The sequence below is a fragment of the Enterocloster sp. OA13 genome, assembly GCF_022440595.1.
GTDB classification, from domain to species: Bacteria; Bacillota; Clostridia; order Lachnospirales; family Lachnospiraceae; genus Enterocloster; species Enterocloster hominis.
In genome coordinates this window covers 2382592-2407369 of sequence record NZ_JAKNTF010000001.1, presented here as the reverse complement: position 1 = coordinate 2407369, position 24778 = coordinate 2382592, and the positions used below count along the sequence as shown (strand labels likewise).

Genomic DNA, 24778 nt, shown 5'->3' with positions numbered 1-24778 from the left:
CATTTGCAGTGCTTAACGATGAAAGGAGAAGAGTACCTTATGAAAATCAGTAATATTAAAATTATGAATTTTAAAGGAATTGAAAATCTGGAGGTAAAGCCGGCAAGAATCAACATCCTGTCCGGACCCAATGGGATGGGGAAGACGAGCATGCTGGAAGGGATACGCTGCGCCATCACCGGCAAAACCCCGGACGACTATATGGCGATGGGGGCTTCCAAAAGCTCTGTTGCCGTGGAGCTTGAAAAGCTGGGCACCATTGAGCGGAGGTATACCCCTTCAAAATCAAAGACCCTGATGTGCGGCAAGGCCACGACGGCAAAGGACGTCGCAAGGGACCTGGGGGATATCCTTGGGTGCTCAGGCAGGACAATGAACATGATGTTCTCGTCAGAGCTCATGGAGCAGATGATGGGCGCGGACCTGGCGGAATACCTGCTGAACGAGGGATTTCTGGAAAATGATATGGATATAGAAAAGCTCCTGTCCCTGTGTTCCCTCTCAAAGGACGCGGAAGATGAACTCCGGATGCTCCTGCCGGAGGCCCCGGAGAAGATTACCCTTGGGGATATCCAGGAAGCCTACGATATGTGTTTTGCGGCGAGGGCGGAACGCAAGAAGTCCCTTGTGGAGGCAGAGGCTGCAGCCAAATATGCCGGCCCTGTCCCGACCCGCTCTGTGGAGGACATCAACACGGAGAAGCAATCTGTCTCCCAGCAAATCGGCCGGTTATCAGCGGAATCTGCTTCCTATACAAAACTGAAGGCTGCCTATGACGCATACACAAAGGCAATGGAATCCCTTGCGGAAAAGCTGGAGGCGTATAAGGAAGTCAAGGCCCCGCCGAAGACAGGGCAGGAATCCGTGAAGAAAGAGATTAAGAACAAGCGGGATGTGCTCCAGGAAGTACAGTCCAGCATCCAGGTTGCGGAGAAGGACATTGCCTTCATGGGAAAGGTCCTGGATGCATTGGCCAAACCTGTCTGCCCTATCAGCAATAAGCTGGTGTGTTCCACGGATAAGACCGGCATCCGCTCGGAGCTGGAGGACGGCGTGGAGCAGAAGGAGGAAATTGCCGCCTGTGGCCGCATGAAGAAGGCACGCCTGGAAAAGGAACTGGCCGAACTGGAAAAGAAAAGGGAGGCGATTGCAAAGCAGGAGCGGGACTATCAGTCAAAGCTTGTCTACCTGGAGCAGTACGAGAAAGAGCAGAAGGTCAGCCTTACAGCGCCTGTGAAACCGGACCTGGGGCTTTTGACAGAACTTCAGGCCAGGGAGATGGAACTGAAGAATGAACTGAATGACGCAACGAAATATGCCAGGGCGCAGGAGGCGGAGAAGCGCAGTGTTAAGCTGCGTAAGAGTACCGCCATCCAGCAGGAGCTGGTGGAACAGTTGTCCCCCAAAGGGGGCGTCCGGCAGAAGGTCCTGGAATACCACATCCGGCCGCTGCAGGATTACTGCAATGAGAAAATGCAGGATGTGCTTCCCAAGTATGATATGGTGCTGGATACCAGCGACGGGTTCCGGGTTCTCTTTGCAGATAAGGAAAGCGGAGGGATGATAAACTATAAATCCCTGAGCAAAGGAGAACAGCTCCGTGCAGCCTATGTGCTCATGAGCATGTTCAACGCCCTGAACCAGTTCCGCATCCTCATGCTGGATAACCTGGACGGCCTGGATGATACCTCGTGCCAGATGCTGTTTGGACTCATAGAAAGAGACCTGGAGGATTATGACCATGTGTTCCTGGCCAGCGCCAATGAAAGCCTGGAACGGGCGGCAAAGGCGTCGGCCGTGAGCGGAGAGGCGAAGATTATTACATTCTGATTTTCAAGAAAGCCCTGGCTGATGCCGGGGCTTTCCGCATTTTACTATATTTATGGTAACGGCCATGCAAACCAATCAGGTACCTCCTCTTTGTTCTTTACAATCTGTGGTGGCCAGTGGTGCGGACAGTCTTCATTATGGCAGCTAAATGAATAGCCTTTGTCATATTCATCGTACTCGCAGAATGCATCATCGCCACAATCAAGGCAGGACCCCCATTCCTGTTCCTGATTGTATTCGTCTAAAAGCTGGTCAATTCTTTTCTTTTTGCGATACATATAAGCCCTCCATTTTTTCGTATATGGATAAGTATATAAACGCTGGAAATTATAGTCAAGATTTAAAGATACAAAAAGCCATGGCAGATTCCAGACTTTCCTCTTACCTGGAGAGTTCCGCTTCACTTTCAAAAGCTTCTTTGCTATACTTTGTTTAATTAGAATTGGATGGAGGTGTCTTGCGATGAAGGAAGAAATTAAGCGGATTGTTATTGCACTCATGATTTTTGCGGTTGTATTCTGGGGTTCGCCCTATCTTATGGGCTCCAGGGTTTATGATATCAATGCCCGTGCAACGGAGTTATTGGCTTCTGTATTGGCAGCCGGATGTTATTGGATAGGCAGTAATAGGCATTAATTTTATTTATCAGTCTATGAAATCGGAAGTTGTAGAGGAGGTATTGATAATGAATGGAAAAGATGTACGTATCGGTGTGAGTTTGCTGGTCAGTGATATGGAAAATATGGTTCGATTTTATAGAGATACACTAGGTTTTCAAACTCAATGGAATGGTGGACCTTTTGCGGATTTTGAAACTGCAAGTGGAGAACTATCCTTATTTATGTATAGCAGGAAAGAATTTGTAAAGGCAATAGGAGAAGACTATGTACTTCCAAAGGGTATCAATCAGACATTTGAAATCGCCCTTTGGCTATCCAATTTTGCTGAGGTAGATTTGGAGTATGAGCGTCTGTCAAAGTTGGGTGTGCAGTTTCCCACGGGAGAACCCATCACTTATCCTTTCGGTATCCGCAATTTTTATGTAGCTGACCCAGAGGGGAATTTGCTTGAAATTGGAAGTACAAGTGAAACATAGGCCAGAAACTCTATAATTCATGTTTGTCAAACTGAAAAATTAGAATTTGTCGGAGAACTGAACAGCGCGGCAGACCGCTGTTTAGGGGGGAGAAATTTGTGGGAACAGGAATAATTGTATGTGGTCTAAACGGGACTGGAAAGAGTACGTTGGGAAAAGTTTTGGCAGAGAGATTAAATTTTCATTTTATTGACAGCGAGAGTCTGTATTTTCTTACGGCGGACCCTCTTTATAGTTATGCTTATCCGCGCACCCATGAAGAAGCGGCAAAACTCCTTTTCAATGAAATTAAAATGTATGAAAATTTTGTTTTTGCTTCCGTAAAAGGGGATTACGGAGAATGGCTCTATCCCTGTTTTCAGTATGCCGTTTTGATTGATGTTCCGAGAGATGTTCGGATACAACGCGTTAAAAACCGTTCTTTTCAGAAATTCGGTAATAGAATGCTGCCGGGTGGAGATTTATATGAGCAGGAAAAAAACTTCTTTCATCGTGTTCAATCCAGAGCTGAAAATGATGTTGAGGAATGGCTGCAATCTTTAAGCTGTCCTGTTATACGAGTGGATGGAACAAAGTCCATCGGAGAAAATACAAATCTTATTATGGAGCAAATAAGACTCTGAATTAGAATTTATGGAGGTTATGATGACAGAATTATTTGGTGTATTTCCATATTTAGAAAACGAAAAAATTATTATAAAAAAAATGGAATTAAATGACGTTGTAGCCTTGTCCGAGATAAGCAAGAACGAGAATGTTTATAAGTATATATCGCCATTCTTATATAAGAAAAGTAACAAAGCATTAGAGAATGCAATCAAAAATCTTGGTGGAAGAGATTTTGAAAAGAAAAAGTATATAATTGCAGGAGTTTATTTAAAAGATAATCCTAATAGGCTTGTAGGTTTAGCAGAAATGTTTGACTATAAAAAGAGAGAAAATAAAATAACAGTGGGTTATCGTCTAAATGAGGATTATTGGAATAAGAAAATTGCAACAAATGTTTTGAAATTGATGGTTGAATATTTAGTAAATGAAGTTAATATTACAACACTTCATGCATTTGTTATGCCAGAAAATTTATATTCATCAAAAGTGCTATTAAACAATGGCTTTGTAAAAGAGGATTTTACTGTGCAAGAAAAAAATTGGGGAGGTCAAGAAATTGTAACTGTTGATGTATACACATACAATAAGTATTAGACAACTTCATGTTTGTAGGGAGGAGGTGCAATATGCGGTGTCCCGTATGTGGAGAAGAGATGGAACCGGGTTTTTTACAAAGTGGTCAACGAATGGTTTGGATAAAAACTCCACACAAAATATCATTGCTTACAAAAAAATGTGAAGTATTATTGGAAAATAACGATTTTGAGGGCCTTTCCTTTGAGGCATATATTTGTAAGTCATGTAAAAAAGTGCTCCTTGATTATTCAACATCTGATTACGAGGAAAAATAAAAGGAAAGTATATTGTCTATATCATAGCTCCGGTGTAATCCGGGGCTTTTTCAATTCTCAATAGGGTTCTGACATACTGTTATATCGAAACACCCCCAATTAAATGAAGGAGGACCCTATCATGATGAATCATCAGGATGTTATCGTAGCAAAACAAGCAGAAGAAGAGACCATCAACAAGGTAAAGCTGGTTGGCAGCGTGGTCCATAAATTCCGTCCCCGTGACAATGGGATGGTCTTAACCGTGGCAGCAGGACGTGCCGGAACAGACCATGCAGATTACCCCAATGTGGTGTTTTACGGGGAAGTAGCTGAAATTATTGACAAAACGATTGAAGTAGCCCCGGGGAACTATCCCAGGGTGTGCATCGAAGGGATGGTCCAGACCACGCGCCGCACTATGAACGGCCAGACACAGTATTATCAGAACATTGTTGGCCATACGTTGAGCAGGGCGCCCACAAACCTTGAGTACCTGACAGGAAAAAAGAATATCGGAGCCCGTAAGCTGGAAGGCTGCAATGAGGTGTGCATCCTTGGAAAGGTAATCGGCATATATGAAATCCCTTCCAACGGCTGTTCCCCGATTGGGACCATCGTGACTCTCAGGACGGTTGATAACGGCAGGGTGAATTTCCCAAGGCTGACCTGCTTTGGGCTGGTCGGCCAGGAGGCAGCGAAGCTTGCCGAAAATGATTGCGTCTGCATCGCGGCTTCCATCCAGACCAAGCGCAGGGAGGGACCCGATGGGAAGACGCAGCGCTATGAAACGATGATAGGCCATTCAACAGTCCGACAAACCGGAAGTTGATTTTTGCTGGTCCTATCACTCGTAGCGCAGCCAAACGCCTACGGTGAAATCGGCTGTTTCATATTAGTCAGCATATACGTCAACTACAAAGTTACAGGGAATATGACTGCCTTTATAAATCATAATTTTACAGATTTATCTCTCTTTCAGATACCACCTCACGATAGACAATGTTAGTATGGCACTTAAAATGGTAATAGCTCATTTTTCCAGTTCATATACCACTCTTCTTATTTCTTTTTTTTTCCTATAATCATTAAGATTCCGGCAGCTCCGAATATCAACACTGCTATGGCATTTTTTTTAAAGATATCCTTTTTGTAAGAAAGTCCTATTCCTGACTGATTGTAGGAATTTGATGTCCTTACAACATCATCATAATAATAAACGGAGAAACCGTTTGTGTTATCATTATTAATATTCTGCGTATTTGAAGATGCAGTTGTCTTTTCCCTGTTTTTTGCTGCTGTGGGCCATTCCCCAATAAATGCATGTGTAGTAGACTTCTGCGCAGGAATCACGAATTCAGGTTTTTCATCAGCATTAAATATGATGGCTACAGGATATCTGATTCCGGGAAGTCCTGAAACAACTTCGTATGAATATTCATCACTGTTGTACCCCGCCTTGTCAAGAGAAGTTGCTACAGTACTGTCATAATCAATCGTTTCTGCATCGTATACATAGACAGCTCCCACAGTCCAAATATTTAATTTCTGTCTGAGCGTTTCTTTTGCATCTTCCGGAATATCATCAGGAATGGATGTTACCTTGGTTATATCAACCAAAATCGTAAAACCGTCTATGTATACGGGAATTTGCCATTTATAATAACTGGTTTCCAATGATTTCTTAATATCTTTTGTTTCTAACAGCTCAGAATTGGCATAAACTTTATATGCGCCTTCCATTTTCACCTCATCCGCTTCCACATCCCGGTTGAGTTCTGTACGTGCTCCTCCATAATTGATATGATATAAAACATCATCCTTCATAGAAAGAATCTCCTGATACTCGTTTCCCTCTGAAGGTATCAAGCGTTTCGATGCATATGATGTAAAGCTTAGATTAAGCAACAAAGAGATACAAACAAACATACAGATTATTTTACTCACAACATATCCCCCTTCTCATTTTATCTCTTGTAAGCAAGGGCGCTGTCTGTATAAGTCCCCCAATCCGGTTACAAACTGATATTCAGCTACCGCTTTATCATAAGGAACAAGTCCGGTAGATGGCCTCCCTCCGTAAATATCGATTTTGCGTTCTACTTAGCTCCCCGATAAACATGAAGTTACTAATTGTTCTTTAATTCCCCATTATCAAACTTACTGTCATATTCTTCAATTTCAGCTATGTCTAATTGAGTAACTTTGCTTGTTATACCCTGTCTTATAATTTGCTTATCTCGATATGTAAAAGCAAAAATAATATCAGGTTCGCTTTCAAACTCAACAAAAATTCGCCATTCGTTATATCCTAATAATTTATTGAGAAAGGAATGTTTTATCTCTACATTGTCAATATCATTTTGAGTATATCCAATAGTTTCTAAATGTGAATAGGTTTTGTCTTTGATACTATTACTAGCGATGAGCTTATAAGATACTATTGCTAATGCAAGAACTAATATTATTCCCAAAGATATTTTGAGTTTCTTTTTCATAGTGGTACTCCTTTCAAATTCCGATTTTTGCTCTGTTTAACCGTCCGATAATATCTTAATGGTTGTAATAGAAACAAAAATAATCGCGGCATTTGCAACAATCGTACCTGTCCAGTTCATCGTTATCGTTCCAAAGATAGTGGATGCTGCATTAAACATTGTGTGAAACAGCACACACATAAATATGTAGCTTTTCCCTGATACTTTGTAGACTGCTCCAAAGAAAAATCGCAAAGCTATACACTGAACAGCAAACATCCCCAAATTAATTAGCCCATATTCATGATTTGTCCCAGGGATAAAGAAAAGAGGAATATGCCAAAAAATCCAAATGACCCCGGTAAAAACAGATGACAGAATATATCCGTACTTTTTATCAAGCAGTGGTTGTAATACATACATCCAGCCCGATTCTTCTAAACCGCCGATAATAAGATTGCCCGGCAAAGAAAGTAAAAATATATAAAATGGAAACTCTGTTAATGCATGGCCCGAAACAACAAGGTGTATGCCAAAATACATCACTAACCCTAATACAATAAATAAATAGGGAAAGCAGTTGCTTTTCACATAAAATACATTTTTCAGCCATTCTATAAGGCAAGTGATTCTTTTATTTTTCTTCAGAACAAAGTAAGAAGCAATCGCTGGCGACAGAATGTAGATGGCAAAAGGAATATTCGCTGCAAACTGCTTAAATGTGTTTGTAAAGTTATAGACTCTATAACCAAACTGTCCAAAGAAAAACAGTATACCTGCTGTTGCATAAGCAAGGACGAATGTTACTACAGTAAATTGACCTGCAATCTTTTTGTCTATCATGAATTCACTTCCTAACGTTGTGGCATAACGTTACTTCTTTCGGTTTTTCCATGCATATTCAATTAAACTAACAAAGAATATTACCAGGAAAAGTATTATTTCAATTTTTAAGTTTATTTCAAAATGGTTTTCAAATATTAAACCATATAGAACATATAAAAAACCGGTCCCTATTGTAAGGACAAGTGCTTTCATAAGTGCAAGTAGCATAAATCGCTTCATAAAACTCTCCTTTTTTCTATGATGTAGGTTTTGTACCCACGTTGTCAAACTATTTCATCAGGCTATTCCTAATCACGTCCGGTATAGTCATTGGGAATCCATTCATATTTTTCCATCCTTCTACGGTTTAATCTGCATATGACCAAATTGTTTGACCACCAACCATAACACTTTCAATCGGCTCTAAATCAATCGATGTTTCGTAAGTTCCTTCATGAAAGAGTGGGGATACCAATACTTTTCTTGCGCTGATATATAAAATATTATTATCTTTCCTGAATTTCCAGCCTCGAAGCGCAACGCCTGACTCTACAGGCTCTACTCGTAAGTTTAAAGTTTGTCCGTTCAGGGAAGTAGTGCAGTATAGTTGTTTTCCATCAATCGATTCTCCTATAACAAAAAGACTCAAAAGTATTCCCAAACTAATCATTACGAATATGCTTATGATTGTATAGATAAAAGATTTTCTTTTCATCTTTCCCTCCTCAATGCCCAATTTGTCCTTCGGGTAACTTCACAGTAAACAGAAAACTAAATAACTATCGCTATTTTTCTATTTGGTAGGATTGTAGGCTCTTGTGGCATCCATTTTTTTCGTAAAATTGTTCCGCATCTGGTTGTGCGACAAAATATAGCAAGGTCGGTGTATTGTCTTTGGCAAGTTGGAGGAGTTTGCTGCCGATTCCCTGTTTCTGATATTCAGGAAGAACAAGCAGTTCTGTAATAGTTCCAAAGAAATAGTCATCTGAAAGAATCCGCAGGCAGCCCACCAGCGTTTCATTTTCATAGGCGCTTATGTTTAACGTTTTTGATAGTGCATTTGATTACGGAAATGTACCTTAGCATGTTTGATTTGTGGCTATAATATAGCCTTAAGCAAACTAAAAAAGAAATATACGGCCACACCTGCTATAAAGTATTTGATTTTCATCAAAAGCCCCCCTGTTTTGCATTAATTATAGTAACATCAAAACATGCGGTTAGTATACTTTATTATAAGATATAAGATGGAGAAATATGGTACGAAGAAAGTTAAAATTATCTTACAATTATAATACGGAAAAGCCGTCCATGTCATTATCCACACTTTTTATCTGCCACAGGGCAGGGGATGAAGAAAAAATACAGGCTGCCCTCTGGTTGATAGGAGAGCAGCCTGTTGTTTTATCCGGCTTTCCAGCAGGGGGTTGCACCTATCCTGCCAGTCAATGCTTATACGAAGTAAGGAATGAGTTTTTAAATTTATCAGATTTTTTCCATATTCTATTTCTTCAATCTCTCCTCTGGTCGTCGCGGCAGTTGGTAATCCAACGACAGATATTTTTGGTCCACTCCATTATCCGACAGTATTTTAGAAATATCATCATACAATTTCAGAACCTCTTTCCCTTTATATGGCGGATTACCCACTATGCCCACATTAGCCGCATCCCTGAATGCGAAAATGTTGAAAACAGTAATTATGTTGGAAAAGGATTCCTTGGGCGCAAATTCAAACGTATTGATGAACCCGTCCAGCACCATCGGAAATTCAATTTCCTTGTATCTGCAGACATCCAAGTGGGAGAGCATGGCGTTCTTAATCATGTCTATATAGTTTTGGCTAATCGTAATGATAAGGGAATCAACGTTTGTGTCAGCATGCATCCCGGGCGTATTAAAATATAGGCATCGAACATTTCCTTTTTCCACACCTTCCAACACATCCACTTGTGATATTGTATATTCCCATGCATCAGCCAGGGTATATCGGAAGATGCGTCTCTCTTTTACAGATTCTTTTGTGTTCTGTGGCAGCATACTGTTTTACCCCCATAAAGTTAAGCTAATCTTATCAAACAGTTCTGCATAACCGTTGGAAACATTTAACCAGCCATCCAGCTATAAGGCCGAGGTCCGGTTCAGCATTCTGGTAAGCCAGGTTTTATATACTTACTTTTTGCTTTTTCTGCTTCGCCTGGATTTATCCATTCAAGAAACTGAATCAAGCGGTCTCGGGCTGAATCGGTATTTCCCCACCAATTCCATTTCGACTGGTGCATTTGTTTTAATACGACTGGTTTGAAAACTTTTTGCAGACGGAAGTTCTCTACATACTTTCTTGCGATTACAATTTCTATGTATCTGGAGGAATGTCTGGGAATACCCAAGACAAGTATGCTTTCATGGCCCATTCCAGCATAGATTAGATTTATATATACCTTCGCATGTGGACGGAACTGTTTATTCCCATACTTTAATTCGTGGCTTTCCCCAGATATATGCTCCCCAACGATATTGCCGACAAGACACCATTGCCATTCCTGCTCAGCTGGTTTTTCTTCTTTTATCAGTTCCATGGCATATACCTCAAAAAATACCGACTTCTATTCCATTTATTCAAGTCTGCTCCAAAGTGCTAGATACTTTGTTGCGAAGCTGTTTCTATAACAAATATTCTACCATAATACGGTAAATCCGTCTATGTTACCATTCACACTTTTACCTGCCGCAGAGCGGGGATGAAGAAAAACAACAGGCTGCCCTCTGGTTGGTGGAAGAGCAGCCTGTTGTTTTATCTGGGACCCATGATTCCCGATTTATCAGCCCGATAAATGGGAATTTATTCCTGTTCACTTCCGAGATTTTTCCAGCCATACCTGGCAATAGAAATTCCGATGGAAATTTCGCTTACCGCTTCATCAATTATTCCCGCCCACGTTCCAACAATAATATTATAAATAATCCAAAGGGGTGAATTAATTAGCATGGTCACCAACCGTATTGTTCTCGCATTATAAGTATATGCTCCAATGGTAACTGCTATATTTGCTGCAACAGGTAATATACTAATCCATCCGACCCAGGTAAATATCAAGGCAGCAACCTGCATAAAGCAGAGAATTATGCACATTTTTTGGCTTCTGCCAAAGTCCCACCTGCTGCTTAAGCAAAATGAACGAATGGCGTTTATAATATAACTTACTCCCCCAGTTATAGCTCCTAAAAGAAGTAAATGAATTGTATATAACAAGTAAGATAGAAATTGAAATCGGAATAATGTTTTATTGTTTCGGCACTGGAACGATACAAAGAACAATATGGCTCCAATGAAGCCTATAATTTGAATAACTATGTATGATTTTGTCAACTTAAACTTCCTCCCACAAATCCCTATTGAACTTTTATGTCTTCACGCCAGACGCCCCTCCATCCTGTTCATGGGAGCGGTTAATAAGAAACCGGAGCTGGAACATCCCGTCTTCCGTCACGCTGTACTGGTATACCGCCGTGTGCTTTGTGAAAAAGACGGTCATGCTGCGGGTGCCCACGTCGTGCTCCGGCTCGGAGGAGGTGGGGAGGCCGTCGCTGTCAAATACCACAGTCCCGTCACAGGTGTTGGCAAACTCGGCACAGAACATAGGGGAAGACACCGCCGAGACCTCAATGCGCCGGGGCCTTCCCTACGGCAGCGTTTCACAGGCGTGGATGGCATTTTCCAGTGTAATTCAGCCCCCTTTTCAGGATGAATTCCAAAAACTGCTTCCGCACATCCCTGCGCTTCAAGCAATCTCTGTTGCATTGTTATTTTATCAAAACCCATCCATCGTTGATTTTTGAAAAGGTTAAACTGAAATCAGAGTTGATATAAATGCCAACATATCCAACGGTAATATTGTTAGGAGTAATCTCTACCCATGACGGTTCAAATTGAAAATTTTTAATATCAAGTTGTGTGTGCTTTTCATATTCATGTCTGTTGTCTTGTTGAGCAAGGTTATCAATCATATTAAAATTTTCAAGCAAATCTATCAGTGCTTTTTTTGAAATGGTATCCGCACCATAAAATTCTATTCCTGTTTCACTATCAGTAATTATATTTGGTATCAACACGTCTGTTCTAATCTGTTCAATGAGATTTGAAAAATTGAAACGGTTTAGTGGAAATTTTTTTGTTGTAATCATACTGTCTATCCTTTCAATTCCGGGTTCTCATGCAATTCAAGCTGTTAAAAATGTAACCGATATCCTCAACATAATTTGTATCCTTTGTCATTAATCAAATCCAGGCAGACTTTTGTTATATATTCCTTATGCCTGTGGGCTCATTCCTCAGACACCATGATGGCGGAACCGACACAATCATTTTTATTTCCACTCCATAGCGCCCAGATGTTCAGCAAGTGCTTCCAGCTGGGCCTCATCCATTGCCCCTGCATGGATATCCGCATAAAATCCATTGCTCCGAATCCAGGCGATGAGCCCATTGTCTGAATACATCACGGCAATCCCATACACATGGAACTCTGACAAAAGGTGATAATTCTCATTGCAGAAATTTTCTAATTCCTGTTTAATGTTGAGTGTTGTCACAAATTTACCCTTACATCGTCCCTTTTTGAAAACGGGCTTATTCTCAATGGCGATTGTAAGCATTCTGCCCGCACAGAACTGATAACAGCAGATTCCGCCCCTTTCTATATGCCAATCTTTTTTGTAGTACTCTGCAAGGCATCCATTCTCTATATCATAACCTGCAATGGGCGTCCGTTTCTTTTTGAAGAAGACGATGATTCCCTGCTCCACATATATTTCATCCAGGGGCAGGAAATGTTCCGTGCCTGTAAAATACTCCTCCTGGTTCTGAATGGCCTGATAGACTTGCTTTAGTTCCCTGGGAAAAGAAATATCAAGCCGATTCTCCACAGCAGAAAAATCAACCTCCTGGTCTGTGCTGAGGTTCATGAACGCCCTCATTTTCAAGAACATTTCCTGCAAATCCGCATACTCCGGTTCAAGCAGGCTGTGATTGTCCCATAACCGGACGGCCCAGTCATCTTCGGATATCGGATGATTTGTCCGAATCCGTTCAGATTTGTTCGTTGAAATCATTGAAATACGCATCCGTCCTGAAACTTGCTTCTCATCGTAAGAACCGTAGTATATATTGTTTCTATAACAATAAAAGCCCTCTTTCATATAATCACTCCATTTTCTATTAAACAAATCCTGATTTCTTCGCTCTGTTTAACCCACCGATACAAACCGGAATTTATTCTATATCAGTTGTAAATATTTCCGGCACGCCTTGTTCGATAAGTGAATTTCTCTGTTTTTCTGTTAGTGGATTTTTATGATATTTACCATCTGGTTTGTATTTTCCATCTACAATTTCAGAATATAGGTTTCCAACAAAGTCCAACCAGTTTGAAGCATATTTTGCCGGATTTATAACCTTAAAGAAGTCGTACCCTCCGGCAATGTAAAATACATCTATCGCTTCGTGCAATTTGTTATTCTCATCAAGTAAAATGTCTTTAGGTGTTACAAATCCTTGTTTGTCCCATTCTTCATAACCCATTTTATCAAAAGTTTCTAACACAATGAAGCCTCCGTCAAATTCCGATTGCTTATATTTTCTATTTCATATTGTTAATAAATTCGATAAGATTACCGCCCACTTTTACTAATGCATTCTCTGGGTTTTCATCATCAATACACTCGCTTACAAAATAGTAGATACTGCCATAATCACAATCCCTGGTGCTAAAGCAGAAGTGTTCTCCGCCATCATCGTGTCCAAATGGAATCAACCATTTTATCCACCAATCTTCAAAATAGACTTCTTTTAATATGTTTTCAAATTCGCCCTTTACCGTATAGAATTTATGGAAACTTGTGCTGCTTTTCCAATCCTCCTTTTGCAGGCAAACTTCCCTTCGCTTCAGATTACCGCCATTATATTGAAGATAAAACAATTTCATTTCATTAGGGAATTTGAAACCGTATACCTCTTCAAGTTCTGACAAATCGTCTGCGCAAGCTTTTTCGCAGGTAGACAGTATTTCATTTGTAAACATTGTTTTCCCTCCATCAACTTCCGATTCGTGCTGGTGTGTATCCAACATAATGATGTCGATTTCGTTTTGAACCATCAGAAACCGGTTCTTATAGCAATATCATTTTACCATAATACAGATATTTCGTCCATGTCATCCCATCACAGGACACAAAGACTTTGACAGTGGCGATGTAAATAACTATAGGCTGCCCTCTGGTCGATAGGAGAGCAGCCTGTAGCTTTATGTTTGTGTATGGTTGGCTATATAGCTGTAGGAGTTGTCCTGGCTGCCCATAGCCTTTACAGCCGTATCCGTATGGTCCTGAGAGGTCTCATGGCAGCGGAACTCGGAAAAGGATTCTCCTTCCTGCCTATGGATTTTGCTGTGCAGCTTCCTGCCGGTTTTCCTGGGGCGCTTAGGTTTGGACTCTTTGCGCGAACGGCGTTTGATGACCCCAGGAGGCTTCCAGCTCCTCGGCCGTGGTGGCGGATTCAGCCCCGGCTGTGATGCCTTCCACGTCTGCGAAGAAGTCCCGTGGGCTCTCAACCTGGGAGGAAAGCTCCATGTCCATATCAAAATCATCCGTTTCCATATCCAGGCTGGTTGGGATGTCCGGCGCCGCATCGCTGATATGCCGGTCAACCGCAGTGTCTGCTTCAGGAACCTCAATGTTCTGGGGTTCCGCCTCAAAGCGGTCAACATCCTGGCCAGCATAGGATTTACCGATTTGGGCAAGGGTGACGTCAAACCCATGGAAGATGTTGCTCAGGGTTTCCGCGATGTCGCAGACACGGTCTATAAAGGAAACATTGGATATCCCCTCCAGGCGTTCACAGATGGACTTCTTGATGGCCTCGGAATCCGCCTGCCATTCAGAGTCGAACCTGTCGTTCAGATAATCCGCCACATGTTCAATAGGGGAGAGCTGGGCTTCGATTTTGTCAAAGTAGCTGTCCATGAGCATGTTCCCCACGGAATCCCAGTCACCCTCGCAGATGGCTTCCACCAGGTCCACCAGATGTTCCTCATCCTCATGCTGGATAATCTGGACGGCAAAGGCGTGGGCCGCGAGCGGCGAGGCAAATATTATTACATTCTGATTTTCATGGAAGCCTTGACTGATGCTGGGGCTTTCTGCTTAACTGGAGAATTTTACTTCATTTTCAAAGGCTTCTTTGCTATACTTTGTTTAGTTGGATTTTTACAGAGGAAAAGTATTCAGGAGGAAGCCTGTATGTGGGGGATATGCCTTGACAGTGAAGTCATACAAGATGGATTATTTCAAAAGGTTATCCAATACGAAACAGATGAAAACGGTAAAGTGGTAATTACGTTGCCTAAAACTGCCTGCAGTCCGGACATTAAACATATCCGGGAATTACCAGAGCCGCCCAAACATATTTATGGGGAACAGGTTTCTCCCAGTAATCATCCCGATATGATAGGCGTTGTTTGTGGCATTGGCTGGCATTTTAAGCGAAATTGCTGTTTTATACACAATTCGGATAATAATAGAAAAATGGCTCTGGGATACAAATCCTAGAGCCGCTTTGTCTACAGTCTGAAAAGCTCAGGAGCTACCTGAACTTTGTCATAAATTTATGCAAAATAATAAAGAAAACATCTCTTGACTAATTCTCCAGTGGCTAATGCCTTTTCAAACTCATTTTTTATTCTTTCTTCAGGATATAACTCATTTAACTCAGGTGCACTTTGCTCAATATAATACGATAGCATATGTGGGTTGATACCATAACCCACAGCATCAAAATCCCAATCAATATTTATTTGTCCATCAAATACATTACACCCTCTACCATGCAAATAAGCTTCATACCGTTTTCCGTTCACAAAAAACTCTTTTCGCGGTTCTTGACACTGCCTCATAATAGGACCTAATTCAAACTTATTCTTTACGTTTAATGCTTGAAAAAGAAGACTACACCTATTTTCAACAGCCTCTAAATACTCGATTGTTAATTGTTTTAATATTTCATCCATTGTTAATTCCTCCAAGCATTATTTAATTGCTATTTATATTAAAGAAAGGTTGGAATTGTGTAAATTATTTAAACTGGTATTTGTTATATTAAAATCCCCTAACTAAAGCATTTGTAATATCGCTATACGCGCAGCTTCCATCAAAAACAGTTCCAAATGTATCAATCCATGTAGGAATATAGCCGCATCTGCTTGCCACCATCTGAGAACCAATGTTTGTAACAGAGGCCGAATAAAATGGAACTATATTTTGTGTCAACAATTCTTGCGTCAATCTCTTTACTAAGTATGTCGCAATTCCTGAGTTTCTGTATACTGGAAAAACATCTACCCCTATTTCCCATAGACCATCTACTGATGACAAAGCTGCACCTGAAATTCCGACAATCTGTTTTCGATTTCTTGCAATGCAAATGGCTCTTGTTGGCGTAAAACCATTATCATTAAATGCTAAAGAATTTTCAAATCCCTTTAATCCTTTAAGTGTTAAAATGTCCTTATCGAAAAGAAATTGAAATTCGTAGCCTAAAAATGTGGCTTTAATATCCTTATAATCGTTATCTGGCACATAATGGATTGTCTGACCATAAACAAATGGTAATTCAAAAATTTCATCCCTGTTTTTGTTAAATAAAAGTGATTGTATTTTTGCAGATATATCTTTTGATGTACATATAACCACACTATTCCTATATGCCATTATTTTTATATACGGTTTAGTCGCTGTTGTGTTAATGGAATAAACAATATCGTCAGCGTTCAGTTCTTTTGAACTACAATAATATTCCTTTTCCAGTAATTCTTCAACTCTATTCTTAATAATCTCTTTCATAATCTACACCATCAATCTTTATTTTACTCAATCAATTCCGATTTTATGTTCTGTTTAACCGTCCAATAAATTATCATTCAAACCACAAATCAATACCTAGCGGCCGACCATCATTTTTGAACTGAACCGTATACACTCTCATATTAAGATAATCATCGGCTTCCCCCATTTCCCTTTTTAAGCTAACTGTGAAGCCATCAAATATATGAAAGACGTGAGTTCCAAAACTATATTCTCCAATATAAACACAATAGGAAAAGTAATCATCTCCCATATCAATATTGAATGATTTCAATGGTTTAATTGCTATGGATGTGTAATTTTCATAATATTGTAATACATGTTTTAACAGCTCAATACGTTGTTTTGATAATACTCCATTAGAAAACTGTAACATGATTTCAAAATCATCTTTCAATTCCAGTTTTTGCGCCTTGTCTAAATAGCCAAACCAATCATTATGTCAAATATTCTACCATAATACGGAAAATCAGTCCATGTTGTCATCCATACTTTTTACCTGCCGCAGGGCAGGGTATGAAGAAAAACAACAGGCTGCCCTTTGGTTGGTAGGAGAGCAGCCTGTTGTTTATCCGGTTTTCCCAGCAGGAGCTTGCGCCTGTCCTGGCTTTCCGTATCCAGCAATTGGATTTGTTCCAAGGCATCATGTGTATCCAAAAAAATCCCTCACTCTGAAAATTCGCTGATGATTTGTATTTCTCCAACAATATGTTCATTAAATTCCTCTAACTTTTCTGCCGGGACCCATAGTTCCTTATGATGTGCGCCCCCAACCTGATGGACCTCAAACTGTCCACAATAACTATCGTCAACTTCAAACTTTGTGACGTAACCTTTATGGTCATCATTATATTTCACATTCCAGCCGGAAGCAATCTCTGTTGCGTACTGTTCATTCAGGACAGGATAAAAAATAGGCTGTTCCGGTAATCTGGGTGGAAAGCTACGATAATTGCTTTTCTTTATTAATTCCAATTCTTTTGTGCCTACAGGCCTGTATAAAATCATTTTTCCTCCATTTATAAAGCAATGACTGAATTTGAAGCGGCTTTAATCATGTCATTTACTATTGTTTCCTCATCCTTTTCTGACATGATATAACGCATTACATCTGTTAATGGCAAAGATTTATGAAGCAGTTCCATATAATAGTCTGCCTTATTGTCCTCTCCTGACAATAAGCATGTTTTTGTCATTGATACAATTTCAGCAATTTCATCTTTCGTTAAGTCATTGATATAGGGTGGCTCTGCTGTCAGGACTTTTTCTGCTAATGTATCTAAGTCTGTCCATCCCCAATACTCTGCAAACTCTATCGCTTCATGCAGCTTTCCAGTAATACGGTTTAATTCACTTAATTCCCTGCTGCAATTTTCATCAGATGTTGCTTCTGCAATCCTATTTATCAAAGCCTTAACTGTTTCAAGTTCCGTCTTCTCAATAGGTGGATAATTTAAAATCTCTCTCATATACGTTCTCCTTGTCAAATTCCGATTCTTATATTAATTTCATTCTACCATAATGCGGATATTTCGTCCAGGAAACCGCCGCCAGCGCCAATGAAAGCCTGGAACGGGCGGCAAAGGCATCTGCCGTGAGCGGCGAGGCGAAGATTATTACATTCTGATTTTCATGGAAGCCCTGGCTGATGCCGGGGCATTCTGTCTTATACTATATTTATGGTAATGGCCATGCAAACCAATCAGGTACATCCTCTTTGTTCTTTGCAATTTTTTTGGGGCCAATGGTGCGGACAGTCTTCATTGTGACAGCTAAATGAATAGCCTTTGTCATATTCATCGTACACGCAGAATGCATCATCGCCACAATCAAGGCAGGACCCCCATTCCTGCTCCTGATTGTATTCGTCTAAAAGCTGGTCAATTCTTTTCTTTTGCGATACATTTAACCCCTCCATTTTTTCATATATGGATAAGTATATAAACGCTGGAAATCATAGTCAAGATTAGAAGATACAAAAAGCCACGGCTGATACCAGACTTTTCGCTTACCTGGAGGGTTTTACTTCACTTTCAAAGGCTTCTTTGCTATACTTTGTTTAATTGGAATTGAATGGAGGTGTTTTGCGACGAAGGAAGAAATTAAGCGGATTGTTATTGCACTCATGCTTTTTGCTATTGTATTCTGGGGTTCGCCCTATCTTATGGGTTCCGGGGGTTATGATATCAATGCCCGTGCAACGGAGTTATTGGCTTCTGTATTGGCAGCCGGATGCTATTGGATAGGCAGTAATAGGCATTAATTTTATTTATCAGTCTGCAAAATCGGAATTGATGGAGGAATGGACAATGAACAGGTATGAAGAAGGAATGAAATTAATCGAAGAAAGTTGTGGCAACAAGAAAGATAATGTCATCGCGCTCTCAACTATTGCTACGGAACCGGGTGCTGATGGTTTTCCTCGTCCTAGTGTCCGTGATGTAAGCGCTTATTATGAAGATGGTGTGTTTTATGTTACAACGTCAGCAAAATCAAATAAAATACAGCAGATAACCCAAAATAAAGAAGTTGCATTTTCAGTTAACTTTGAGGGGATATACGGACATGGCATTGGAGAAAACCTGGGCTGGGTTTTAGAACCCAAAAACGCTGCGCTAAGAACAAAACTTCGTGAAGTATTTGCAGACTGGTATGACGATGCAAATAATGAACAGGATGAAAACTGCGTTATTTTGGCAATCCGTATTACAAGTGCAACGATATTTAGAAACCACGGTGCTGTGCAATATAATTTGGATTTTGTAAATAAGGTATAGGTTAAATAAGTTTATCAAATAAATAAGGTGTTAAACGCTATCTAATGAATACTCCATTGGGATAAGGAGCACTTACAATTCCGGTTACCCTATCATGATGAATCATCAGGATGTTATTGTAGCAAAACAAGCAGAAGAAGAGACCATCAACAAGGTAAAGCAGGTTGGCACCGTGATTCATAAATTCCATCCCCGTGACAATGTGATGGTCCTGACTGTGGCAGCCGGCCGTGGCAGCTGCTCATGGCAGCTGGTCGTGCCGGGACAGACTATGCGGATTATCCCAATGCAGAATACTAAATTACTTTTTCCGACGATTCCATACATATTCAATTAAACAGGACTGTTTTTTTACTGTTAATTCCGCCGTAGGGCGTGTTGGTGCTATTCTTTTATGAATTTCCTGTCTGTTTCGGGTATCTTGTCCGTGTCTGATAAATATCGTTCAACCTTCATATGCAAATCGTATTTCATTCTAAGTCCGGTGATTGTTTCCATCATGGGAGAGGCGTGGTGCCTGTCGAGTGCCTGTTGGTTTTCCCAGGAATCAATTAACAACACTGTCTCTGCGTCATCCATGGGGAAGAAATATTCATATCGTAGGTTTCCATCTTCCCTGCGGATTTTAGAAACGGTTCCGCTTGTCCGCATTTCTTCAGCAAATTTATGCGCATTTCCATTTACACCTGTATAATATATGTTTACAGTAATGCTCATGTTGTTATCCTCCTTGAAATCCCGATGTCACGCTCGATTCAATACTTGTAAATTAAGCTGGAATCAAATTTCCTTTTATGGCAAATCAATATGGCTCCTGGAAGTTGTTAAGCAAGAGCCTTCTTTAAATCCGTTACAAATTGTGTCTGCGCCTTTTTCAAATACGTTTGTTCAAATACACTTTTACCAACCGGTCTCGTAGAAAGCTGTTTCGCTTCCACGGACGCTGTAAAGTCGATTTGTGTTTCACTGCCTTTGGACGTAAATTCGATACTCCAGTGTCCCTTTGCATGGCTGTTTTCCACATCAAGCTCCCAACGTCTGGGCGGTTCAGCCTTGGTAATTGTAAACATAGTTGAATAGCCATTTTGGGTATATTCTATAAACTGTTTCCCATCTGTCAATTCTGTTTTGCTTACATCACTCCGCCATTCATGATAACGCCCTACTGCCGATATGGTTTCCCAGACTTTATGAATATCACATTGAATCATAGTCTTTACATTGTATGTAGTCATATTCAGATCCTCCTTCTGAGTTAAAATGTCTATGCTGCTCCCTGTCCAATATTTCCGTAAACAGGGAATTACCGTTTCCTGATAATCCAATCGTCTTTAGGATGTTCTCTGGTGGCATGGCATCCCCAGGGCATATCCTTTAATATCCCTATAAACTAAAACCTAATTGGCGGGCACACCACCAGCCATCCTGACAAATCCGTCACACCATTCCAATGCGCCTATTCTGTATTTGTCTAAAGACCATTCCGCCCGTTGATATTTTCCCTTTAAAACCTGGAGTTCAGAACCAGCCTGCTCTTCTGTCAGAAAACATGGACTTTCTATTATATCTATTTCATCGAGATTTTCATTCAGGTTCCATCCTTGCACCATCCATATAAAATCAGGGTTACGATTGTTGAAGCCGCCAACCACCTCCTTTTTTACAATGCGGTATGTACAGGGAAAATCGCAAAAGCCTTTTATGTTTTTAAGATAATACAGGGCCGTATCCTCAGCCTGTCTTTCAGTTTCGAATAAACCGATATGAAAATCTTCTGAGAAATTGTCATAAGATAATTCCAGGTCTGTCAATATGAGCTGATATAGCATGAATCCCCCTTAACCGGTATAGACATTTTCTTTGTTCCAATGTATTATGTGTATCCAAGGGGGCCTCCTTTCGCATATCTGAATCAACTGATCCACTTATTCAAGTTTAAGAAGATAGCCCCAAAGGGCCAGATACTTTGTCACGAAGCTGTTTCTATCATAAATATTTTACCATAATACGGTAAATCCGTCTATGCCGCCCGCGCTTTTTACCTTCTGCAGGAAAGGAGATTTGTCAGTGGGAGAGGGGAGGAAGGATAAGCTGCATATATGGCAAAGGTAATGCTTCACTTTTAAACCCTTCTTTGTTATACTTTGTTTGAATGGATTTTTCTAAACTATTTTGACTACAGTATATAAGATGAGGATTCCATAAAAGCCATATTTAAATACGGAGAGGTGTCCTGCATGTGTGAAGAGGGAAATGATGATGAATACTAACACAGAAAAATGGAACCTGTTATTTCCTGATTTGGTCATCATCTGTCCAATGCTTTTTTTGGTTCTCTTTATCCCGCCTTTTACCCTGATAATGTTGCCTTTTGCTTGGATTGAGGCATTTTTCCAGATAGCTTTATATGATGATTTGATGGATCTGATTCTTGAGGACATACCTTTCCTGCTTTATAGTATGCTTGTGATGGCAGTGCTTGTAAATCTTGGGAATGCTGTCTCCCTGTCCCTCAAAAAAAGAATTGCGGATTTACAATCCGCATTTTACAGAATCCGTTTCATGTCCATTCTGCTTTATCCTGCATTATTCTGGGGGATGATTCTGGGAATATTCTTTTTATTGGGGCCAAGCAGGAATGAGCATATATTTCTTTCAATCTTACTTTCCCTGCCCGCCCTAAATCTATCAGGTGCATTTTATGCAATACCGTTAATCCTTCATTTGAGGAAAACACAGAAACTAGGATTATCGGAGACAATTTTCGGCCTGATTTTCTCTGTAGTTATTGGGTTAGACCTTTTAACGGCGCTCTTTATACGGAAAAAACTAAAAGAATAGATGGGATTAAGTATGGAGCAGAATGTCATTATACACCTGATAGACGGTGTCATAAAACACCCATTCCCCCTGTCCGCCATCCCAATGGGGAGAAGAACGCGTTTCCGCCAGTAAACCGTCCACCGCGAAATCAAGCTTTCTTTACACCGCAGCCCGGTTTCTCATCACAGCCAGCAGCATGGATAAAATTGCAGCGACGGATACTGTAAGGACGGCATGGCCTTCCAATCAGGTTACTGGGGTTTTGAAAATGATACCCTGGAGGAAAACATTGAATGGAACCAAAGGAAGCTGGAAGGCGATTTTAACCTTGGGTTCACGGAACATCATTCACATGATTATAAACAGGTGATATATGGGTTCGGCGGTTATTCTGAGGTGCGGGGCTTTTGGATGAACAATTACCCGGAGGATGGGGCGTTTACCTATGAAATCATCATACCGGAATCAGATGTGTTGGAAGAAGGGGAATCAGCTGGATTTAAAGAAGATAAGATTGGGGAGCTTCTGGGACTTTCCAGGTGTATATGGCAGTTTTTACCTGTCAAGGCCATACAGACAGGCCTGGAAGGCAATGACGGGTCAGCCAGCCTTACAAAATTAGCTGGAGGCGGATGCCCGCATACCTGCCCCTTTGCCATTGTGGAGGATATGGGAATCAGCCATGAGGATTCCATATATGATATCCGGCATATGGTTAAGGGGAGGAAGGGCCTTTTATTTTTACGGAAATGATATAACAGAAAGTAAAAATGAGTGGGATGGTAATATTGTTGGCCGCATGAGGATTACCCTGCACGTTCAGACATGCTTATTTGATACGTTCGGCGTATATATCTGCATTTATATGCCATTCGCCATCATCTTTGACAGTAACATTCTGCCAATGGAATTTATCCTCATCAATCTTGACAAAAACCCACTTTCTATTTTGGTCACTGATATATGTAAGGACTATCATTTCTCCCTGTTTTCTTGCTTCAAGCCGTATTATCTTCCCCGTATAACCATAAGCGACATCCCATGCCTGTGTATCAGGATTGAAGATCCGCAGTGATGTTCCGTATTCATAATCAGGCAGGATGATGACGTCCTGTATGGCCATTCCTTCAAGAACCCATGAAAAATGCCATTCGCCTCTGATTGTGCGGGAACTGTTACTCTCAACATAGTCAATCTGCCAACTGCCAATCAGTTTTCCAAAATAATCAAACTCTTCGGGCAGCGCTGTATTTTTTCCTTCACTCCTCAGGGCTTCAAAAAAATCCTGCATATATGAATTCCTCCTTTAAGATAAAGAATATGGTTATACGTAAATATTGATTTTATGTCCTGATCAATATCCGTATAAGCTATAAGATGCCTTGATACGATTACAGGTTCCGATATAGCCCGGATAATTCCAGCAATCAGATTGCCAATGGATTTGAATGGTTCCAACTATCTGCAATTGCTTTTGGATAAGATGGACGGAACAGATGGATGTCTCTGATCTGCGCCATTTTATCTAATTCATCTATCTTGCCACGGTAAGCCTTCCGGTTCTTCCATGGGCATCCTGTTTCTATTTTACCATAATGCGGAAAAACCGTCCATGTTGCCATCCGCATTTTCGTTCTATCTTTCTATGTTCTTTTTATCCTTCTGTTACAGGGTGGGGGAGTATGGATAATCAGGCTGCCCATGGTCTCTGCTGATATGGACAAGCGGGATGACAAAGATGTGGAAAATGTCAAACCATGGCATTTACCTTGGCTTCCAGCCTGCAGAAAATGAAATGCTTCACTTTTAATGACGTATTTGTTATACTTTGCTTAATTAGGGCTGAGACAGGAGAGGCTTGTGTGATTGGCTTGTTTTATACCGCTTTATGATTGGCATAGGGATAAACTGTCTGTACATGACAGGTTAAGAAAGAAAAAATGCAAAGAGAAAGAGAAGTTTTTGCAGTGTCAAGGAAAGTGGTTATAAAGAAGCGGAATTGGGAGGAGTGCAGATGGTTCGATTAAGACCTTATAAAGATGAAGACGCTGATATAATCCTATCCTGGTGCAATAATGAAGAGGATTTTTATAAATGGACAGCCGGGGTGCTTGGAACTTATCCTATTACGAGGAAGGAATTTGATTTTGTTAAATCATTGATACCCTTTACAGCATTTGATGAGTCTGGTATAGTCGGCTTTTTTACTTTGCGGAATCCAGGTAAATCAGTAAATGAACTGCGGTTTGGGTTTGTGATTGTAGACCCGCAAAAGCGCGGCAAGGGATACGGAAAGGCAATGATACGGCAGGGATTAAAGTTTGCATTTCAGATATATGGCGCCAGAAGGGTTTCGTTGGGGGTCTTCGAGAATAATCCGTCAGCCTATCATTGTTACAAAGCGGTAGGCTTCCAGGATATGATTTCCAATCATGTGGAAACATACCGTGTGATGAATGAGGAATGGAAGTGCTTGGAGTTATCAATGGACCATAACTTGTCCATTATATGAAAATTTTCAGATCCTGCTGTAAAGCACCATGGAATGCATGGCTGAATTGAGAAAAGACTGGAAAAATCCAGAAATCTCCACTA

38 protein-coding genes and 1 pseudogene are annotated in these 24778 nt (G+C 40.7%); 13 read left to right on the top strand and 26 right to left on the bottom strand.

The genetic code is table 11. From position 1 onward, the window contains the following. Positions 1-39 precede the first annotated feature (39 nt). Positions 40-1830 (top strand): AAA family ATPase, encoded by a 1791-nt coding sequence (locus tag MCJ35_RS10755; RefSeq protein ID WP_025487156.1) that lies wholly within the window; start codon positions 40-42, stop codon positions 1828-1830. Between the two features lie 50 nt (positions 1831-1880). On the opposite strand, the gene MCJ35_RS10750 is transcribed toward MCJ35_RS10755, so the two are convergent. Further along, positions 1881-2108 carry a hypothetical protein gene (locus MCJ35_RS10750; RefSeq protein WP_008716323.1) on the bottom strand — a complete coding sequence of 76 codons (228 nt, stop codon included), beginning with the start codon at positions 2106-2108 and terminating at the stop codon, positions 1881-1883. A gap of 184 nt (positions 2109-2292) precedes the next feature. Here MCJ35_RS10750 and MCJ35_RS10745 point away from each other — a divergent pair, with 184 nt between their 5' ends. The 6 genes from MCJ35_RS10745 (at position 2293) to MCJ35_RS10720 (ending at position 5197) form a co-directional block, all read left to right on the top strand. Then, positions 2293-2466 (top strand): hypothetical protein, encoded by a 174-nt coding sequence (locus tag MCJ35_RS10745; RefSeq protein WP_227797194.1) that lies wholly within the window; start codon positions 2293-2295, stop codon positions 2464-2466. Between the two features lie 49 nt (positions 2467-2515). Further along, positions 2516-2926, top strand: a complete 411-nt coding sequence (locus MCJ35_RS10740; RefSeq protein WP_008716319.1) for a VOC family protein — start codon at positions 2516-2518, stop codon at positions 2924-2926. Between the two features lie 98 nt (positions 2927-3024). Next, positions 3025-3549 (top strand): AAA family ATPase, encoded by a 525-nt coding sequence (locus tag MCJ35_RS10735; protein WP_025487157.1) that lies wholly within the window; start codon positions 3025-3027, stop codon positions 3547-3549. 19 nt (positions 3550-3568) lie between these two features. Further along, on the top strand, positions 3569-4129 hold the full coding sequence (locus MCJ35_RS10730) for a GNAT family N-acetyltransferase (RefSeq protein WP_227797193.1): 561 nt from the start codon (positions 3569-3571) through the stop codon (positions 4127-4129). A 32-nt stretch (positions 4130-4161) separates the two neighbouring features. Beyond that, the gene (locus MCJ35_RS10725; protein WP_025487158.1) at positions 4162-4386 is read left to right on the top strand and encodes a PF20097 family protein; all 225 of its coding nucleotides are present in this window, start codon (positions 4162-4164) and stop codon (positions 4384-4386) included. Between the two features lie 121 nt (positions 4387-4507). Next, a complete protein-coding gene (locus MCJ35_RS10720; RefSeq protein WP_025487159.1) occupies positions 4508-5197 on the top strand; it encodes a single stranded DNA-binding domain-containing protein in 690 nt (229 codons plus the stop codon). 230 nt (positions 5198-5427) lie between these two features. Here MCJ35_RS10720 and MCJ35_RS10715 read toward each other — a convergent pair whose 3' ends face one another. The 15 genes and pseudogenes from MCJ35_RS10715 to MCJ35_RS10645 all read right to left on the bottom strand — a co-directional run bounded on the left by MCJ35_RS10715 (position 5428) and on the right by MCJ35_RS10645 (position 14744). Beyond that, positions 5428-6192 (bottom strand): hypothetical protein, encoded by a 765-nt coding sequence (locus MCJ35_RS10715; protein ID WP_240299476.1) that lies wholly within the window; start codon positions 6190-6192, stop codon positions 5428-5430. 302 nt (positions 6193-6494) lie between these two features. Further along, complete coding sequence (locus tag MCJ35_RS10710; protein ID WP_025487160.1) at positions 6495-6863, bottom strand: hypothetical protein; 369 nt, start codon at positions 6861-6863, stop codon at positions 6495-6497. Between the two features lie 36 nt (positions 6864-6899). Further along, a complete protein-coding gene (locus MCJ35_RS10705; protein ID WP_025487161.1) occupies positions 6900-7685 on the bottom strand; it encodes a CPBP family intramembrane glutamic endopeptidase in 786 nt (261 codons plus the stop codon). Positions 7686-7715: 30 nt separating this feature from the next. After that, positions 7716-7907: a hypothetical protein gene (locus tag MCJ35_RS10700; RefSeq protein WP_025487162.1), complete on the bottom strand. Its 192-nt coding sequence runs from the start codon at positions 7905-7907 to the stop codon at positions 7716-7718. Between the two features lie 127 nt (positions 7908-8034). After that, the gene (locus MCJ35_RS10695; protein ID WP_025487163.1) at positions 8035-8382 is read right to left on the bottom strand and encodes a hypothetical protein; all 348 of its coding nucleotides are present in this window, start codon (positions 8380-8382) and stop codon (positions 8035-8037) included. 70 nt (positions 8383-8452) lie between these two features. Beyond that, positions 8453-8728 (bottom strand): annotated as a pseudogene (locus MCJ35_RS10690) (GNAT family N-acetyltransferase); the annotation flags it as partial. Positions 8729-9170: 442 nt separating this feature from the next. Further along, positions 9171-9707, bottom strand: coding sequence for a hypothetical protein (locus MCJ35_RS10685; RefSeq protein ID WP_025487164.1), 537 nt, complete (start codon positions 9705-9707; stop codon positions 9171-9173). Positions 9708-9808: 101 nt separating this feature from the next. After that, positions 9809-10246 (bottom strand): hypothetical protein, encoded by a 438-nt coding sequence (locus MCJ35_RS10680; protein WP_025487165.1) that lies wholly within the window; start codon positions 10244-10246, stop codon positions 9809-9811. 263 nt (positions 10247-10509) lie between these two features. Then, positions 10510-11037 carry a YgjV family protein gene (locus MCJ35_RS10675; RefSeq protein ID WP_008716299.1) on the bottom strand — a complete coding sequence of 176 codons (528 nt, stop codon included), beginning with the start codon at positions 11035-11037 and terminating at the stop codon, positions 10510-10512. Between the two features lie 34 nt (positions 11038-11071). After that, positions 11072-11308 carry a hypothetical protein gene (locus MCJ35_RS10670; protein WP_025487166.1) on the bottom strand — a complete coding sequence of 79 codons (237 nt, stop codon included), beginning with the start codon at positions 11306-11308 and terminating at the stop codon, positions 11072-11074. Positions 11309-11471: 163 nt separating this feature from the next. Next, positions 11472-11852, bottom strand: a complete 381-nt coding sequence (locus tag MCJ35_RS10665) for a hypothetical protein (protein WP_008716291.1) — start codon at positions 11850-11852, stop codon at positions 11472-11474. A gap of 183 nt (positions 11853-12035) precedes the next feature. Further along, positions 12036-12779 carry a hypothetical protein gene (locus MCJ35_RS10660; protein WP_240299475.1) on the bottom strand — a complete coding sequence of 248 codons (744 nt, stop codon included), beginning with the start codon at positions 12777-12779 and terminating at the stop codon, positions 12036-12038. Between the two features lie 160 nt (positions 12780-12939). After that, positions 12940-13269, bottom strand: a complete 330-nt coding sequence (locus MCJ35_RS10655; protein ID WP_025487167.1) for a hypothetical protein — start codon at positions 13267-13269, stop codon at positions 12940-12942. Between the two features lie 37 nt (positions 13270-13306). After that, a complete protein-coding gene (locus tag MCJ35_RS10650; protein ID WP_008716286.1) occupies positions 13307-13747 on the bottom strand; it encodes an SMI1/KNR4 family protein in 441 nt (146 codons plus the stop codon). A gap of 397 nt (positions 13748-14144) precedes the next feature. Further along, complete coding sequence (locus MCJ35_RS10645) at positions 14145-14744, bottom strand: hypothetical protein (protein ID WP_025487168.1); 600 nt, start codon at positions 14742-14744, stop codon at positions 14145-14147. Between the two features lie 18 nt (positions 14745-14762). Between MCJ35_RS10645 and MCJ35_RS10640 the strand changes: the two genes are divergently transcribed. Continuing rightward, a complete protein-coding gene (locus tag MCJ35_RS10640) occupies positions 14763-15272 on the top strand; it encodes a hypothetical protein (protein ID WP_155858520.1) in 510 nt (169 codons plus the stop codon). A 56-nt stretch (positions 15273-15328) separates the two neighbouring features. Here MCJ35_RS10640 and MCJ35_RS10635 read toward each other — a convergent pair whose 3' ends face one another. From MCJ35_RS10635 to MCJ35_RS10615, 5 genes are all read right to left on the bottom strand, one after another. Next, positions 15329-15730, bottom strand: a complete 402-nt coding sequence (locus tag MCJ35_RS10635) for a DUF6896 domain-containing protein (protein ID WP_025487170.1) — start codon at positions 15728-15730, stop codon at positions 15329-15331. 88 nt (positions 15731-15818) lie between these two features. Then, complete coding sequence (locus tag MCJ35_RS10630; RefSeq protein WP_034578454.1) at positions 15819-16562, bottom strand: GNAT family N-acetyltransferase; 744 nt, start codon at positions 16560-16562, stop codon at positions 15819-15821. Positions 16563-16635: 73 nt separating this feature from the next. After that, on the bottom strand, positions 16636-16980 hold the full coding sequence (locus MCJ35_RS10625) for a hypothetical protein (RefSeq protein WP_025487172.1): 345 nt from the start codon (positions 16978-16980) through the stop codon (positions 16636-16638). A gap of 269 nt (positions 16981-17249) precedes the next feature. After that, complete coding sequence (locus tag MCJ35_RS10620; protein ID WP_008716268.1) at positions 17250-17591, bottom strand: hypothetical protein; 342 nt, start codon at positions 17589-17591, stop codon at positions 17250-17252. Positions 17592-17602: 11 nt separating this feature from the next. Next, on the bottom strand, positions 17603-18052 hold the full coding sequence (locus MCJ35_RS10615; RefSeq protein ID WP_025487173.1) for a hypothetical protein: 450 nt from the start codon (positions 18050-18052) through the stop codon (positions 17603-17605). A gap of 840 nt (positions 18053-18892) precedes the next feature. Here MCJ35_RS10615 and MCJ35_RS10610 point away from each other — a divergent pair. Both MCJ35_RS10610 and MCJ35_RS10605 read left to right on the top strand, forming a co-directional pair. Further along, positions 18893-19360, top strand: a complete 468-nt coding sequence (locus tag MCJ35_RS10610; RefSeq protein WP_034578467.1) for a pyridoxamine 5'-phosphate oxidase — start codon at positions 18893-18895, stop codon at positions 19358-19360. Positions 19361-19454: 94 nt separating this feature from the next. Beyond that, positions 19455-19697, top strand: coding sequence for a hypothetical protein (locus MCJ35_RS10605; RefSeq protein WP_025487174.1), 243 nt, complete (start codon positions 19455-19457; stop codon positions 19695-19697). Between the two features lie 47 nt (positions 19698-19744). Here the strand turns inward: MCJ35_RS10605 and MCJ35_RS10600 are convergent, their stop codons facing one another. The 3 genes from MCJ35_RS10600 to MCJ35_RS10590 form a co-directional block, all read right to left on the bottom strand. Beyond that, positions 19745-20077, bottom strand: coding sequence for an antibiotic biosynthesis monooxygenase family protein (locus tag MCJ35_RS10600; protein ID WP_025487175.1), 333 nt, complete (start codon positions 20075-20077; stop codon positions 19745-19747). Between the two features lie 107 nt (positions 20078-20184). Continuing rightward, positions 20185-20595 carry an SRPBCC family protein gene (locus MCJ35_RS10595; protein ID WP_025487176.1) on the bottom strand — a complete coding sequence of 137 codons (411 nt, stop codon included), beginning with the start codon at positions 20593-20595 and terminating at the stop codon, positions 20185-20187. A gap of 162 nt (positions 20596-20757) precedes the next feature. Next, positions 20758-21189 (bottom strand): hypothetical protein, encoded by a 432-nt coding sequence (locus tag MCJ35_RS10590; protein WP_025487177.1) that lies wholly within the window; start codon positions 21187-21189, stop codon positions 20758-20760. A gap of 412 nt (positions 21190-21601) precedes the next feature. Between MCJ35_RS10590 and MCJ35_RS10585 the strand changes: the two genes are divergently transcribed. Together MCJ35_RS10585 and MCJ35_RS10580 are read left to right on the top strand one after the other, a co-directional pair. Further along, a complete protein-coding gene (locus MCJ35_RS10585) occupies positions 21602-22201 on the top strand; it encodes a hypothetical protein (protein WP_155858521.1) in 600 nt (199 codons plus the stop codon). A gap of 216 nt (positions 22202-22417) precedes the next feature. Then, positions 22418-22936, top strand: a complete 519-nt coding sequence (locus MCJ35_RS10580; protein WP_025487179.1) for a hypothetical protein — start codon at positions 22418-22420, stop codon at positions 22934-22936. Positions 22937-23012: 76 nt separating this feature from the next. On the opposite strand, the gene MCJ35_RS10575 is transcribed toward MCJ35_RS10580, so the two are convergent. Together MCJ35_RS10575 and MCJ35_RS10570 are read right to left on the bottom strand one after the other, a co-directional pair. After that, positions 23013-23474: a hypothetical protein gene (locus tag MCJ35_RS10575; protein WP_025487180.1), complete on the bottom strand. Its 462-nt coding sequence runs from the start codon at positions 23472-23474 to the stop codon at positions 23013-23015. A 136-nt stretch (positions 23475-23610) separates the two neighbouring features. Further along, entirely contained in the window at positions 23611-23805 is a 195-nt protein-coding gene (locus MCJ35_RS10570; protein ID WP_081739293.1) for a hypothetical protein, read from the bottom strand. 392 nt (positions 23806-24197) lie between these two features. Between MCJ35_RS10570 and MCJ35_RS10565 the strand changes: the two genes are divergently transcribed. Continuing rightward, complete coding sequence (locus MCJ35_RS10565) at positions 24198-24695, top strand: GNAT family N-acetyltransferase (protein WP_025487181.1); 498 nt, start codon at positions 24198-24200, stop codon at positions 24693-24695. The last annotated feature ends 83 nt before the right edge of the window (positions 24696-24778 follow it).

Coding starts and splice junctions, on each gene's coding strand:
- MCJ35_RS10640 (WP_155858520.1), top strand. CDS start 14,763: ATGCTGGATAATCTGGACGGCAAAGGCGTGGGCCGCGAGCGGCGAGGC.
- MCJ35_RS10680 (WP_025487165.1), bottom strand. CDS start 10,246: ATGGAACTGATAAAAGAAGAAAAACCAGCTGAGCAGGAATGGCAATGG.
- MCJ35_RS10715 (WP_240299476.1), bottom strand. CDS start 6,192: ATGAAGGATGATGTTTTATATCATATCAATTATGGAGGAGCACGTACA.
- MCJ35_RS10750 (WP_008716323.1), bottom strand. CDS start 2,108: ATGTATCGCAAAAAGAAAAGAATTGACCAGCTTTTAGACGAATACAAT.
- MCJ35_RS10630 (WP_034578454.1), bottom strand. CDS start 16,562: ATGAAAGAGATTATTAAGAATAGAGTTGAAGAATTACTGGAAAAGGAA.
- MCJ35_RS10710 (WP_025487160.1), bottom strand. CDS start 6,863: ATGAAAAAGAAACTCAAAATATCTTTGGGAATAATATTAGTTCTTGCA.
- MCJ35_RS10620 (WP_008716268.1), bottom strand. CDS start 17,591: ATGATTTTATACAGGCCTGTAGGCACAAAAGAATTGGAATTAATAAAG.
- MCJ35_RS10565 (WP_025487181.1), top strand. CDS start 24,198: ATGGTTCGATTAAGACCTTATAAAGATGAAGACGCTGATATAATCCTA.
- MCJ35_RS10635 (WP_025487170.1), bottom strand. CDS start 15,730: ATGGATGAAATATTAAAACAATTAACAATCGAGTATTTAGAGGCTGTT.
- MCJ35_RS10605 (WP_025487174.1), top strand. CDS start 19,455: ATGATGAATCATCAGGATGTTATTGTAGCAAAACAAGCAGAAGAAGAG.
- MCJ35_RS10670 (WP_025487166.1), bottom strand. CDS start 11,308: ATGTTCTGTGCCGAGTTTGCCAACACCTGTGACGGGACTGTGGTATTT.
- MCJ35_RS10685 (WP_025487164.1), bottom strand. CDS start 9,707: ATGCTGCCACAGAACACAAAAGAATCTGTAAAAGAGAGACGCATCTTC.
- MCJ35_RS10740 (WP_008716319.1), top strand. CDS start 2,516: ATGAATGGAAAAGATGTACGTATCGGTGTGAGTTTGCTGGTCAGTGAT.
- MCJ35_RS10720 (WP_025487159.1), top strand. CDS start 4,508: ATGATGAATCATCAGGATGTTATCGTAGCAAAACAAGCAGAAGAAGAG.
- MCJ35_RS10595 (WP_025487176.1), bottom strand. CDS start 20,595: ATGACTACATACAATGTAAAGACTATGATTCAATGTGATATTCATAAA.
- MCJ35_RS10730 (WP_227797193.1), top strand. CDS start 3,569: ATGATGACAGAATTATTTGGTGTATTTCCATATTTAGAAAACGAAAAA.
- MCJ35_RS10700 (WP_025487162.1), bottom strand. CDS start 7,907: ATGAAGCGATTTATGCTACTTGCACTTATGAAAGCACTTGTCCTTACA.
- MCJ35_RS10650 (WP_008716286.1), bottom strand. CDS start 13,747: ATGTTTACAAATGAAATACTGTCTACCTGCGAAAAAGCTTGCGCAGAC.
- MCJ35_RS10615 (WP_025487173.1), bottom strand. CDS start 18,052: ATGAGAGAGATTTTAAATTATCCACCTATTGAGAAGACGGAACTTGAA.
- MCJ35_RS10600 (WP_025487175.1), bottom strand. CDS start 20,077: ATGAGCATTACTGTAAACATATATTATACAGGTGTAAATGGAAATGCG.
- MCJ35_RS10705 (WP_025487161.1), bottom strand. CDS start 7,685: ATGATAGACAAAAAGATTGCAGGTCAATTTACTGTAGTAACATTCGTC.
- MCJ35_RS10695 (WP_025487163.1), bottom strand. CDS start 8,382: ATGAAAAGAAAATCTTTTATCTATACAATCATAAGCATATTCGTAATG.
- MCJ35_RS10660 (WP_240299475.1), bottom strand. CDS start 12,779: ATGATTTCAACGAACAAATCTGAACGGATTCGGACAAATCATCCGATA.
- MCJ35_RS10725 (WP_025487158.1), top strand. CDS start 4,162: ATGCGGTGTCCCGTATGTGGAGAAGAGATGGAACCGGGTTTTTTACAA.
- MCJ35_RS10575 (WP_025487180.1), bottom strand. CDS start 23,474: ATGCAGGATTTTTTTGAAGCCCTGAGGAGTGAAGGAAAAAATACAGCG.
- MCJ35_RS10580 (WP_025487179.1), top strand. CDS start 22,418: ATGGCCTTCCAATCAGGTTACTGGGGTTTTGAAAATGATACCCTGGAG.
- MCJ35_RS10665 (WP_008716291.1), bottom strand. CDS start 11,852: ATGATTACAACAAAAAAATTTCCACTAAACCGTTTCAATTTTTCAAAT.
- MCJ35_RS10755 (WP_025487156.1), top strand. CDS start 40: ATGAAAATCAGTAATATTAAAATTATGAATTTTAAAGGAATTGAAAAT.
- MCJ35_RS10610 (WP_034578467.1), top strand. CDS start 18,893: ATGAACAGGTATGAAGAAGGAATGAAATTAATCGAAGAAAGTTGTGGC.
- MCJ35_RS10745 (WP_227797194.1), top strand. CDS start 2,293: ATGAAGGAAGAAATTAAGCGGATTGTTATTGCACTCATGATTTTTGCG.
- MCJ35_RS10590 (WP_025487177.1), bottom strand. CDS start 21,189: ATGCTATATCAGCTCATATTGACAGACCTGGAATTATCTTATGACAAT.
- MCJ35_RS10570 (WP_081739293.1), bottom strand. CDS start 23,805: ATGGCAACATGGACGGTTTTTCCGCATTATGGTAAAATAGAAACAGGA.